General features: G+C 68.1%; 11 protein-coding genes. 8 read left to right on the top strand and 3 right to left on the bottom strand.

Annotated elements, in window-relative coordinates; genetic code table 11:
* Nucleotides 1-36: 36 nt before the first annotated feature.
* Both J5T34_RS11390 and xseA read right to left on the bottom strand, forming a co-directional pair.
* Nucleotides 37-618 (bottom strand): superoxide dismutase, encoded by a 582-nt coding sequence (locus J5T34_RS11390; RefSeq protein WP_006576536.1) that lies wholly within the window; start codon nucleotides 616-618, stop codon nucleotides 37-39.
* Nucleotides 619-800: 182 nt separating this feature from the next.
* Nucleotides 801-2186, bottom strand: a complete 1386-nt coding sequence (gene xseA / locus J5T34_RS11385; RefSeq protein WP_208579837.1) for an exodeoxyribonuclease VII large subunit — start codon at nucleotides 2184-2186, stop codon at nucleotides 801-803.
* Nucleotides 2187-3148: 962 nt separating this feature from the next.
* On the opposite strand from xseA, the gene J5T34_RS11380 reads away from it, so the two are divergent.
* The 6 genes from J5T34_RS11380 to adk all read left to right on the top strand — a co-directional run bounded on the left by J5T34_RS11380 (nucleotide 3149) and on the right by adk (nucleotide 7543).
* On the top strand, nucleotides 3149-3769 hold the full coding sequence (locus J5T34_RS11380; RefSeq protein WP_208579836.1) for a MotA/TolQ/ExbB proton channel family protein: 621 nt from the start codon (nucleotides 3149-3151) through the stop codon (nucleotides 3767-3769).
* 13 nt (nucleotides 3770-3782) lie between these two features.
* Nucleotides 3783-4211, top strand: coding sequence for an ExbD/TolR family protein (locus J5T34_RS11375; protein WP_208579835.1), 429 nt, complete (start codon nucleotides 3783-3785; stop codon nucleotides 4209-4211).
* 219 nt (nucleotides 4212-4430) lie between these two features.
* A complete protein-coding gene (lpxK, locus tag J5T34_RS11370; RefSeq protein WP_208579834.1) occupies nucleotides 4431-5543 on the top strand; it encodes a tetraacyldisaccharide 4'-kinase in 1113 nt (370 codons plus the stop codon).
* Nucleotides 5524-5712 (top strand): Trm112 family protein, encoded by a 189-nt coding sequence (locus tag J5T34_RS11365; protein WP_208579833.1) that lies wholly within the window; start codon nucleotides 5524-5526, stop codon nucleotides 5710-5712. Before lpxK ends, J5T34_RS11365 begins: the two co-directional genes overlap by 20 nt.
* Nucleotides 5713-5722: 10 nt before the next feature.
* On the top strand, nucleotides 5723-6532 hold the full coding sequence (gene kdsB / locus J5T34_RS11360; RefSeq protein WP_208579832.1) for a 3-deoxy-manno-octulosonate cytidylyltransferase: 810 nt from the start codon (nucleotides 5723-5725) through the stop codon (nucleotides 6530-6532).
* A gap of 345 nt (nucleotides 6533-6877) precedes the next feature.
* On the top strand, nucleotides 6878-7543 hold the full coding sequence (gene adk / locus J5T34_RS11355) for an adenylate kinase (RefSeq protein ID WP_208579831.1): 666 nt from the start codon (nucleotides 6878-6880) through the stop codon (nucleotides 7541-7543).
* Nucleotides 7544-7634: 91 nt separating this feature from the next.
* Here adk and J5T34_RS11350 read toward each other — a convergent pair whose 3' ends face one another.
* Nucleotides 7635-9281 (bottom strand): hypothetical protein, encoded by a 1647-nt coding sequence (locus tag J5T34_RS11350; protein ID WP_208579830.1) that lies wholly within the window; start codon nucleotides 9279-9281, stop codon nucleotides 7635-7637.
* A gap of 398 nt (nucleotides 9282-9679) precedes the next feature.
* Here J5T34_RS11350 and J5T34_RS11345 point away from each other — a divergent pair, with 398 nt between their 5' ends.
* Both J5T34_RS11345 and ggt read left to right on the top strand, forming a co-directional pair.
* Entirely contained in the window at nucleotides 9680-10438 is a 759-nt protein-coding gene (locus tag J5T34_RS11345) for a 3-hydroxyacyl-CoA dehydrogenase (protein WP_208579829.1), read from the top strand.
* 139 nt (nucleotides 10439-10577) lie between these two features.
* Entirely contained in the window at nucleotides 10578-12512 is a 1935-nt protein-coding gene (gene ggt, locus J5T34_RS11340; protein ID WP_432207657.1) for a gamma-glutamyltransferase, read from the top strand.
* Nucleotides 12513-12702 lie beyond the last annotated feature (190 nt).

Here is a 12702-nt window from a genome sequence, read left to right as displayed (position 1 = left end):
CCTTGTCGCGTCGAAGGACAGCCGCGCTGTCGTCGATCAGCCAGCGAAGTTCTTGCTGACGAAGTCCCAGTTCACGACGTTCCAGAACGCCTCGACGAACTTCGGACGGGCATTGCGGTAGTCGATGTAGTAGGCGTGCTCCCACACGTCGCAGGTCAGCAGCGGCTTGGCATCGGTGGTCAGCGGGGTGGCGGCGTTCGAGGTCGACACCAGGTCCAGCGAACCGTCGGCCTTCTTGACCAGCCAGGCCCAGCCCGAGCCGAAGGTGCCGACCGCGGTCTTGGTGAACTCTTCCTTGAACTTGTCGAACGAGCCCCACTTGGCGTTGATGGCGTCGGCCAGCGCGCCGGTCGGTTGACCGCCGCCTTGCGGCTTCAGGCAGTTCCAGAAGAAGGTGTGGTTCCACACCTGGGCGGCGTTGTTGAAGATGCCGCCGGAGGACTTCTTGACGATCTCTTCGAGGGTCGCGTTCTCGAATTCCGTACCCTTGATCAGATTGTTCAGATTGGTGACGTACGTCTGATGATGCTTGTCGTGATGGAACTCCAAGGTCTCCTTGGACATATGCGGGGCCAGCGCATCATGAGGGTACGGCAGCGGGGGGAGAGTATGTTCCATTGTTCTGTCTCTGTGGGTTGTGGGACGGGAGACACCGATTGTAGGTGACTTGCCATAGTGGCGCAAACGAGTGGCAATGCCCCTTCGAGGCGCGGCAGTATGCGGCCGGGCGCCCTGCCGCAACGGCCTGGCGGCGGGCGTCGAGGACAAGGGAGAGGGCAAGGAAGCGCGCCATCGAGGGGCTACAGATCCAGCAGTTTGGCCTGCACGCTGGCGATGCCGATATCGGCCACGCCCTCGGCCAGATGGACCTCGACCCGGCCGCCGGCACGCAGCTCGGACGGCGCGCGCAGCGCCTTGCCGCGCGGGTCGAGCAGCACCGCATAACCGCGTTCGAGCGTGCGTTGCGGCGCCAGCAGTTCGAGCGCGCCGGCGGCGCGATGCAGGCGCTGCGTCGCGCGTTCGTGCTGACGTTCGCTTGCCGCCTGCATGCGGGCCACGAGTCGGGCAAGTTCCGCTTGCCTGGCGCTGGCATCGGGACGCTGCGCGGTCCAGCGCATCGCCCATAGCTGCAGCCGATGACGTCGCGCCACCAGATTGTCGCGCCATGCCGCGCGCAAATGTCGTGCGAGATTGTCGAGCTGTCCGCGCCGCTCCTGCAGTTGCGCCTGCGGGCTGCGGACGCGCCGCGCCAGCCAATCCAGATGTTGGGCACGCCGCTCCAGCTGGCGGCGCATGCATTGGCCCAGCGCGTCCCGTGCCCGCGCCGCCTGCGCCAGCAGATGCGCGCGATCCGGGCTGACCAGTTCGGCCGCGCCGGTCGGCGTCGGCGCCCGCACATCGGCCACAAAGTCCGCAATGGTGAAGTCGGTCTCGTGGCCGACGCCGCAGACCACCGGCAGCGCGCAGCGCGCCACCGCATGGGCCACCACTTCCTCGTTGAACGACCACAGGTCCTCGATGCTGCCGCCGCCGCGGCACAGGATCACCACGTCGCACTCGGCGCGCGCGCTGACCGTGTCGAGCATCGCCGCAATCTTGTCGGCGGCGCCCGCGCCCTGCACGGGCACCGGATAAACCAGCACCTGGATATGCGGCGCGCGGCGGCGCAGGGTCGTCAGCACATCGCGCAGCGCCGCCGCCTGCAGCGACGTGACCACGCCGATGGTGCGCGGATGAGAAGGAATCGGCCGCTTGCGTGCGGGATCGAACAGACCGTCGCGCGAGAGCTTGTCCTTCAGGCGCAGAAAGGCCTCGTACAGATTGCCGACGCCGGCGCGCCGCATCGCTTCGACATTGAGCTGAAGCTCGCCGCGCGCCTCGTACATCGAGACCAGCGCGCGCACTTCGACGGCCTCGCCTTCGCGCACCGGAAAGTCGACGTGCTGGTTTCGTCCGCGGAACATCACGCAGCGGATCTGCGCACGTGCGTCCTTCAGCGAGAAATACCAGTGCCCGCTCGATGCCCGCGTGAAATTGGAAATTTCTCCACGCACCCAGGCCAGCGGAAAGTTGCGTTCGAGTACCGATGCGATCGCATGGTTCAATTCGCCGACCGGGATCACATCGCGTCCGCCGGGTGCCGTCCGGGTGACTGGCGCAGGCGGAAACGAGAATGGTTCAGACATGGCAAATCGCCGCCGAAGCGGCGCCAGATGGACATGTCCACAGCATAACCGCTCTGTCAAGCCCTTCGCTGTAGGGTGCCTGAAACGGCCCGTGTGACGAGGGGCTTGACACAAGCCATTGATTCTTAATGACTTTCCCGGACATCACTTTTTAAGCAATGTAAGAATTTCTCTTACGCGTCAATCACTTACCATTTGTCCACACCAGCTTGTTCACAAAGTTATCCACAGGAACTCTGGACAACTACAGAGCGGTAACACGGACCGTACGGCAACCCACACTGGACGGTGACCGAAACGTCGCTCCGGCACCGAAGCGAAAACCGCCGGTCCGGAAAAACGGTACCGCCCGAATCGGCGTGCGTTGCCACTTTATTAGGCAGCGGCAGGAATACCGTTACGGATCAAGCCCTTGTCCTGCTTCTCCCTCGCTTATCCACAGGCGCTCCACAACACTGTCCCTGCGGGATGTGGAAAGAGGTCGACTTTTAAATTTCCGTTGCCGAACCGCGACGCAGCAAGCGGTTCGGGCCCGGTTGCACATTTTTTAAGCAACACGCCGGAATGCCATACGAATCAAGGAGTTGCCTCGCTTGTCAGGCGCCTGTCCACACTTGTTCCACAATCCTGTCCCGCTGCGGTGTGGAAAGCCGGCGTGCGGGATGGCGAGGATGCACGCGCCGCGTCGCTTCCGACGGCCATGCCGCACCTGCCGCCGCATCTGCTCAAATTTTAAGCAGACCGGGGTACATTCTTTAGAATCAAGGACTTGGCGAGCCTGTCCGCCAGCTTTCCACAATCGATCCACAGCACTGTCCCTGCCGGGTGTGGACATGTCCGAAAGTGGATGGCGCCCGCCATCTCGGCTTGCCCCGCGGGGGGCCGCGCGTTAGAGTGGCGCCTGTTTTTTTACGCCGGCCTTCCGCAGTCCCTCCTTTGCGCCGGCGACTCGGGGTGTCCTTGTGTTTTCCATCATTGAAGCGGCCGGTTGGCCGATCTGGCCGTTGCTGCTGGCCTCGATCATCGCACTGGCCTTGATTGTCGAACGTTCGCTGAGCCTGAAGCGCAGCAAGGTGCTGCCAGCGAAGCTGTACGACCAGGCGCTGACGGTCGCGCGGCAACGGCGCGCGACGCCTGACGTGGTCGACTCGCTCGAACGCGATTCGCCGCTGGGCCGCGTGCTGGCGGCCGGGCTGCGCCACGTGATCGCCCAACCGGACACGTCGCGGGACGCCGCCAAGGACGTCATCGAGGAAGCGGGCCGCGCGGTCGCGCATGAGCTCGAACGCTATCTGAACGCGCTGGGAACGATCGCCTCGGTCGCGCCGCTGATGGGCCTGCTCGGCACCGTGATCGGCATGATCGAGATCTTCGGCAGCCAGGGCGGCACCGGCGCCAATCCCGAACAACTGGCGCACGGCATCTCGGTGGCGCTGTACAACACGGCCTTCGGCCTGATGGTGGCGATCCCGGCGCTGATCTTCTGGCGCTATTTCCGCCGGCGCGTCGACGACTACGTGGCCGAACTGGAATCGCGCGCGGCCACCTTCCTCGACGCGATCCTGCCGCAGCGGCGCGCTTGAGGCGGATCGAGCCATGCGTTTCCGTACCCGTCCCCGGCGCGACGAGCCCGAGATCAACCTGATCCCGCTGATCGACGTGCTGCTGGTGATCCTGATCTTCCTGATGATCACGACCACCTATTCGCGCTATACCGAGCTGCGCATCCAGCTGCCGACCGCCGAGGCCGACGCCGCGCAGCAGCGGCCGCGCGAGATCGTGGTGTCGGTGTCCGCCAGCGGCGAATACGCGATCGACAAGGAGCGCGTGGGCGCACGCGATGTGGCCGGCCTGGCCGAGCGGCTGCGCGCGCTGGCCGGCACGGCGGCGGCGCAGGCGCCGGTGCTGATCGTCAGCGCCGATGCCCAGGCAAGCCACCAATCGGTGGTCAACGTGATGGAAGCCGCGCGGGTCGCCGGGCTGTCGCGGCTGACGTTTGCGACGCAGAGCGGCGGGGCGCGGTAGGGCTGCTCGCCGCGGACACTGCATCAAGGTTCCTTGACCGCTTGTGTTCTCCCTCTCCCCCTCAGGGGGAGAGGGTCGGGGAGAGGGGGTGGTCTTCAAGCAGCGTCGACATGGCGCACGCCGCTTGCCCTCTCCCCCAACCCCTCTCCCGCAAGCGGGAGAGGGGAGCAGAACTACCCGACACGATAGACTCTGGCGAAAATCGCTCTCTTCCTACCCATGCCCGCTGCCCGCCATCTCCTGTCCGACTTCGTTACCCGTCAGTGGCAACGCCGCGGCTGGTTTGCCTGGCTGATGCTGCCGTTCGCCGGCCTGTTCGGCGCGATCAGCACGCTGCGGCGGCTGGCGTATCGGCGCGGCTGGGTCAAGGCGACGCGGGCGGCGATGCCGGGGGGGGGGGTCGGCAACGTGAAGGTCGGGGGCACCGGCAAGACGCCGGCGGTGATCGCGCTGGCCGATGCGCTGTGCGAGGCGGGGCTGCGTCCCGGCGTGGTGTCGCGCGGCTATGGCGTCAAGCTGGAGCGGCCCCGCCGCGTCAAAGCGACCTCAAAGGCGGAAGACGTGGGCGACGAACCGCTGCTGATCGCGCGCTCGACCGACGTGCCGGTCTGGGTCTTTCCCGATCGCGTGGCCTGCGCGCAGGCGATGCTGGTCTCGCATCCGGGCATCAACGTGCTGCTGCTCGACGACGGCCTGCAGCACTATCGCCTGCAGCGCGATTTCGAGATCGTGATGTTCGACGGCCGCATGGGCGGCAATGGCTGGCTGCTGCCGGCCGGGCCGCTGCGCGAGCCGCTGTCGCGCCGCCGCGATGCCACGCTGATCAACGACCCGTATTTCCGCGCGACGCCGGGCCGGCCCGAGGTCTACGGCATGCGGCTCGAACTCGAGCAGGCCTGGCAGCTGGCGGACCCGACCATGGTCCGTCCGCTGTCGGCCTTCGCGGGACGGCGCGTGCTGGCCGCGGCCGGCATCGGCAACCCCGAGCGCTTCTTCGCCAGCCTGCGCGGTGCGGGCCTGCAGCCCGATACGCTGCCGCTGCCGGACCACTACGATTTCGCCGAGGACCCGTTCATCGAGCATCCGGCCGCGCAGGCCGCCGAGGCGATCCTGATCACCGAGAAGGATGCCGTAAAATGCGACCGGCTTCGCGAGCCGCTTGACCCGCGCATCTGGGTCGTCCCCACCAGGCCCGTGATCGATCCGGGTCTGATCGATCGAATTCGCCGCACGGTCATCGCGCGCTGCCAGGCAGCGCCGACCGCGGCCACCGGCGCCGCTGTCGCGGCCAGCCAAACCAAGGAACACCAAGATGGACAACCGGCTGCTTGAAATCCTGGTTTGCCCGCTCTGCAAGGGCAAGCTCGAATACGACCGCGCCACGCAGGAGCTGATCTGCCATGCCGACAAGCTGGCCTATCCGATTCGCGACGGCATTCCGGTGATGCTGGCCGACGAAGCGCGCCAATCGGGGCCGGGCCGCGTCGTCGATCCGACCTGAGGGCGGTTCGATGTCGCTGGCCGATTTCACCGTCGTCATTCCCGCCCGGCTCGCGTCGACGCGTCTGCCCAACAAGCCGCTGGCCGATATCGGCGGCAAGCCGATGATCGTGCGGGTCGCCGAGCGCGCCCTCGCCTCGTCGGCGCACCGCACCGTGGTCGCCACCGATGCCGACACGGTACGCGCGGCCTGCGCCGAGCATGGCATCGAAGCGGTACTGACGCGCGCGGACCATGCCACCGGGACCGACCGGCTGGCCGAGGTGGCCACCCTGCTGTCGCTGGGCGACGATGCGATCGTGGTCAATGTGCAAGGCGACGAACCGCTGATCGCGCCGGCGCTGATCGACGCCGTGGCGCATCATCTGGCCGCGCATCCCGACTGCGCGATCGCCACCGCCGCGCATCCGCTGCACGAGATCGGCGAGATCTTCAATCCGAACGTGGTCAAGGTGGTGTGCGACAGCGCCGGCCGCGCGCTGTACTTCTCGCGCGCGCCGATTCCATGGGCGCGCGATGCCTGGTCCGGCGTGCCGTCGATGCCCGCCGCCAACGCCCAGGTGCCGCTGCCCGAGATGCCGGTGCTGCGCCATATCGGCCTGTACGCCTATCGCGCCGGCTTCCTGCGCCGCTTCCCGACGCTGGCCGCCGCGCCGCTGGAACAGACCGAAGCGCTCGAACAGCTGCGCGCGATGTGGCATGGCGAACGCATCGCGGTGCTGGTCACCGAGGCCGCGCCCGCGCCCGGCGTCGATACCCCGGCCGATCTGGAGCGCGTGCGCGCGCTGTGGTCCGAGGCCGCGGCACAGCGGGGCCGCTGACCGCTGACCGGCGCAATCCCACACGGGGCCGGGCATTCGCCCGCTCCGGTTTACACACCGTTGACCGCCGCGGCAGGCCGATTTCCGGCTGCCTCGTGGCATAATGCTCGCCAATAAAGAGCCGCTGTCGCCGTCATTGCGGGCGACGACGCAAGCTCGGTGGGGAGATGAAGAAAGAGCCGTCCGGCTTGCGCCCATGCCCTGCGGCATGCGGACCGCACCGGTCAGCCGCCATGGCAGCGCCCGCGCGCCCGGCCATCGCGCGGTAAGCCACACGTCAAGATTCGGCGTTACCCTCCTTCCATTCCCCCGCTGTACCGGATTCAAAACTCTGAGGACCCGTAAATGCGTTTGATCCTGTTGGGCGCGCCCGGCGCCGGCAAAGGCACGCAAGCCAAGTTCATCTGCGAGAAGTTCGGCATCCCGCAGATCTCCACAGGCGACATGCTGCGCGCCGCCGTCAAGGCCGGTACCCCGCTGGGCGTCGAGGCCAAGAAGGTGATGGACGCGGGCGGACTGGTTTCCGACGACATCATCATCGGCCTGGTCAAGGACCGCCTGAAGCAGGACGATTGCCGCAACGGCTATCTGTTCGACGGCTTTCCGCGCACGATTCCGCAGGCCGAGGCGATGAAGGAAGCCGGCGTGCCGATCGACTACGTGCTGGAGATCGACGTGCCGTTCGACGCCATCATCGAACGCATGAGCGGCCGCCGGGTGCACGCCGCCTCGGGCCGCACCTACCATCTGAAGTACAACCCGCCCAAGACGACCGGTGTCGACGACGAAACCGGCGAGCCGCTGATTCAGCGCGACGACGACAAGGAAGAGACCGTGCGCAAACGTCTCGATGTCTACGCGCAGCAAACCCGTCCGCTGGTCGATTACTACTCGGACTGGGCCGCCAAGGGCGACGCCGGCGCCAGTGTCGCGCCGCCGCAGTATCGCAAGATCAGCGGCGTCGGTTCGGTGGACGAGATCACCGCGCGCGTGTTCGAGGCGCTGAAGTAAGTCACCGAAGCCATAGCACCGAATTCGGCGCGACCCGAACGAAGCAAAGGCGGCCATTGGCCGCCTTTTTCATTGCCTGTGCGCCGGGCAGCTAGCCACCATGCGCTGCGGGCCGCCGCTCGCCGGCCGCCTCCATCCGATGGAAGGTCCCCTCGCTCCAGGCCGACTGCGCGCCGTCGCCGTGCAGGTAGAGAAAGATCGTTCGACAAGCCAGCTCGAAGCCCGCGTGCTTGAGCAGCGTGGTGGACAGCTTCGACATGCCCAGTGCCTGCAGCAGGGCCGAGGTCTCCAGTCGCGCCGCCTTGCCGGCGGTCTTGTCGGCCGCATCGTCGATCAGCAGCCGCCGGGCCAGCACCGCGGCCTGCCAATAGCGATTGGCGGACAGCGCCGGAAATTCGCGCGGCAACGACTCGAGCTGCGCCAGGCTGCATTGCGACAACGTGTCGGCACACAGCCCACGCGCCGCGCCGCGCCGGACCGCGCGCGCCAGCAGCTTGTTCTCGCGGGAATCGGCACGGCTCTGGCCGAAGCGCCTGGCGATCTTGATCAACGTGAACAGGAACCAGGCCCCGCCGAGTACCACGCCGCCCGCTACCAGCACGGTCCCGGCGGTGGCCGCCAGCGCCGCCGTACCCAATATCAGCATCGTGGCGATACCCGCGCTCGACAGCAGCACGGTGCCGACGCCGTAGGCAATCCGCCCGACCGCCCAGCCGGCGAGTTCGACGGCGCGCTGGCGCCAGCGGCGCTGTCCGTCGGCAAACCAGCGCAGCGCCTTCGTGGCAGCGGGCGACTGCAGCCGCTCGCGCCGTGCCGGATCGGCCGACATCCGGCTCAGATTGTCGCCAACCGCCCGCCCGACCTGTTGCAGCGTCGCCATGCGCTGCCTTGCCTCGTCCAGTTCGCCGATACCGCAACCGACATGGGCCAGACCGATGGCCGCGCCGAAGCCGAAGGACAGCATCTCGGCGGGAATCATGCCCAGCTCGAGCGGCGCCTGCCACGCGCTGTCCGCGAGCGGACTGGCTTCGTAGCCGACACGCAGTCCTTGCAGGCCGCTGTCGCGCAGGCAGGCGATGGCGCTGCCGCGCAGCCGCTGCGTGGCGCGGCGATCGTCGCGGCTGGCGCCCTGGTAGTCGAGCACGTCGGCGCAGTGCTGCCGAATGATGGCATCGCGCTCCCCATCGATGGCAGCGAGTTCGCGGTCGATGACACCCATTGCGGCCTGGCCGAGCGCGCACGCGTTGGCGCTCCCTGCCGTCAGGGCCTGGTGGAACGTGTCGTGGAGAAGCGGCGTTGCGTCCTGCCGCAGTCGATGCGCGGCGATGGCCGGCGCCGGTGCGCCATCGGGCCGGTCCGGATTCGCTCGTGCCGTCGCCAGGCAAGACCGGATCCACTGCCGCGTCGCCTTCAGCGCAGCCTTGCGCCGCTCCGCCTCGGCCGGCAGCCGGGAGTGGGCCAGCAGCGCCACCGCGCGCCGGTAGCGCGGCTCCGAGGCCGCGACGCGCCGCCAGGCCGCGAACTTGCCGGCCGCCGTCCCGACCAGATCCACCACGCCGAGCACGGCGTCCCCCGCCGGCAGCACCTCGCTGGCCTCGACCAGGTTCGGCGAGATGGCGTCGGTGGATTCGAGCAGCGGCTCGACCTCCTGCACCGCCGACGACATCAGCGAGACGCCGGTGGTATCCAGGCGCAGGCTCTGCCGGCCCGGCCGCAGATCGCGCAGGAACTGCCGCAAGGCCCCCGGCTTTCCCTCCGGCTCGGCAAGGTCTCGTCGGATCGCGTCATCCGGCGGCACCCTGCTGGCCGGTACCGCACCCCGGCCGGTGGCATCCGCCGCCGGATTCGGCCTTGGCGATGGCGGACCGCTGCGAATCCATGAGGCGTGGAACTCGCTCACTGCAGACTCCCGATGTGTGGCGTGCGCGCACTCTAGCCAGATGCGGCGGCAACATCTCGCCCGAATGGTTCCGGGCTTACGATTCTCGTGACGGCTATCGGCGTATCGGCTGGGCCTTTACAATACGGCGCGATGCTTGACGTTTACGTAAACGTTATGTTGCCCGTCATGTTGCGCATCATGTTTCGGCGCCGGTGCGGTGTCGGTCGGCGCCCCCAACCCCGAGGAGACAATCCATGCAGATCCGAGACAACGTATTCATCGTCACCGGCGGCGCTTCCGGCCTGGGTGCGGGCACCGCCCGCATGCTCGCCGAGCAGGGTGGCAAGGTCGTCATCGCCGACCTGAACGAGGCCGCCGGCACGGCGCTGGCCGAAGAATTGGGCGGCCGCTTCGTGCGCTGCGACGTGACCTCGGAAACCGATGGCCGGGCCGTGGTCGACACCGCGGTCGGGCTCGGACGCCTGGCCGGCCTGATCAATTGCGCCGGCATCGCGACCGCCAACAAGACCGTCGGCAAGAACGGTCCGCATCCGCTCGACGCCTTCGAGAAGACCATCCGCATCAATCTGATCGGCACCTTCAACATGATCCGGCTGGCCGCCGCGGCGATGGTGCAGAGCACGCCGGACGACGGCGGCGAGCGCGGCATCATCGTCAACACCGCGTCGGTGGCCGCCTTCGACGGCCAGATCGGCCAGGCCGCGTATGCCGCCTCGAAGGGCGGCGTGGTCGGCATGACGCTGGCGGTGGCGCGCGATCTGTCGCGCGACGGCGTGCGCTGCATGACGATCGCCCCGGGCATCTTCGAGACGCCGATGCTGCTCGGCATGCCGCAGGAGGTGCAGGACGCGCTCGGCAAGATGGTGCCGTTCCCGCCGCGGCTGGGCCGTCCGGCCGAATACGCGCAACTGGTGCAGGCCATCATCGGCAACACCATGCTCAATGGCGAGGTGATCCGGCTGGACGGCGCGATCCGGATGCAGCCGAAGTAAGCGATGCGGAACGGCGGCCCGGCGGCGGTCCGGCGGCGCGCCGGTACCGCTCGCGGCGGCCAATTGTGCTTTACATGACACGGTGGCTGATCGCAGTGACTACAATCGCTGTACCTGATCCGTCTCATGGGAGTCCAGCATGCCGCCACGTTCGCCGGTTTCGCCGTTCCGTTCCACCGCAGCCGCCGTCATGCGCGTGCCCCCGGCCGCCATGCTGGCCGGGGCGTTGACCGCCCTGCTGCTGTCCGGCTGCGCGGCCCGCCAGGCCGGGCCGGAATCCGGCGCCGCGGCGGCTCCCGCCACCAGCACAGCTCCCGGCACCGGGACCAACGCCAGCACCAGCACCACCGCCCTTCCGCCCGCACCCGAAGGCGCTTCCGGCTGGACCGACAAGCCGGGCTGGACCGCCAGTTCCTTCATGGTGGCCGCCGCCAATCCGCTAGCCACGCAGGCCGGCTACGACATGCTCAAGGCCGGCGGCACCGCCATCGACGCGGCCATCGCCACGCAGATGGTGCTGAACCTGGTCGAGCCCAACTCCTCCGGCATCGGCGGCGGCGCCTTCCTGATGCATTTCGACGGCAAGCAGGTCCAGGCCTTCGACGGCCGCGAAACCGCGCCGGCCGCCGCCACCGACCGCCTGTTCTATGGCCCCGACGGCAAGGTGATGCCGTTCCGGCAAGGACTGGTCGGCGGCCGCTCCGTCGGCGCGCCCGGCGTGCTGCGCATGCTCGAACTGGCGCATCGCCAGCACGGCAAGCTGCCCTGGCGGCGGCTGTTCGAGCCGGCGATCCGGCTGGCCGAACAGGGCTTCGCGATCAGCCCGCGGCTGGCGACGATCATCGCGCAGGACCAGGACCTGATGAAGGACCCGACCGCGCGCGCCTACTTCTACAACGCCGACGGCACGCCCAAGGCGGCCGGCACGATGCTGCGCAATCCCGAACTGGCGGCGGTGCTGCGCAGCGTCGCCGCGCGCGGTGCCGACGCCTTCTATCGGGGCGATGTCGCCCGCGATATCGCCGCCAAGGTCCGCTCGCACCCGACCAATCCCGGCTTGCTGACCGCGAAGGACATCGCCGATTACCGCCCCAAGGTGCGGCAGCCGATCTGCACCGACTATCGCCGCTGGACCGTCTGCGGCATGCCGCCGCCGTCGTCGGGCGGCATCGCGGTGGCGCAGATGCTGGGCATCCTGCAGGCGCTGCCGCCGTCGCGGCAGATCGGCGCCGCCCAGCCGCAGCGCAACGCCGTCGGCCTGGAGCCGTCGGTCGAGGGCGCGCATCTGTTCTCCGAAGCGGGCCGGCTGGCCTACGCCGATCGCAGTCAATACGTCGCCGATACCGATTTCGTGCCGCTGCCCGGCGGCGACTGGCGCAGCCTGGTCGATCCGCGCTATCTGGCCAGCCGCGCCGCGCTGATCGGCGAACGCAGCATGGGCAAGGCCAGCGCCGGCACGCCGGCCGGTGCGACGGTGGCGATGGGCCGCGACCGCGCGCCCGAGTTTCCGTCGACCTCGCACATCTCGGTGGCCGACCGCTACGGCAATGCGCTGTCGATGACCACCACCATCGAAGATCAGTTCGGCTCGCGCCAGATGGTGCGCGGCTTCCTGCTGAACAATCAGCTGACCGACTTTTCCTTCGTCGCCGAGGAGGACGGCAAGCCGGTGGCCAACCGCGTGCAGCCGGGCAAGCGGCCGCGCTCGTCGATGGCGCCGACGCTGGTGTTCGACCGGCAAACCCGCGAACTGGTGATGACGGCGGGCTCGCCCGGCGGCTCGGCCATCATCAACTACGTGGCCAAGACGCTGGTCGGCACGCTGGACTGGGGACTGAATGTGCAGCAGGCCATTTCGCTGCCGAACGTGGGCTCGCGCAACGGTCCCACCGAGCTCGAAAAGGGTCGCGTGTCGGACGCGCTGGTGGAAGGGCTGAAGGCGCGCGGGCATGACGTGCGCGTGATGGACCAGACCTCGGGCCTGCAGGGCATCATGCGGGTGCGGGTCGACGGCAAGCCGATGTGGTTCGGCGGCGCGGACCCGCGGCGGGAAGGCGTGGCGATGGGGGATTGACGGCGATGGCGGCGGCGATGGCATGACGACCGCCGCTGCCCTCTCCCCCACCCCTCTCCCGCGAGCTGTATGGACCGGGGACATGGGTAACAGGTGTGCCAGGACATGGGTAACACTTTTCCCGCCTAGTCAGCGGGAGGAAGAAGTTGCCCTGGAGCCAAACCACCGTGAAGCAGCAGAGGGAAGAATT

The organism is Cupriavidus gilardii (assembly GCF_017598945.1).
In the GTDB taxonomy this organism is placed as follows: domain Bacteria; phylum Pseudomonadota; class Gammaproteobacteria; order Burkholderiales; family Burkholderiaceae; genus Cupriavidus; species Cupriavidus gilardii_E.
This window is presented reverse-complemented; position numbering and strand designations above follow the sequence as displayed.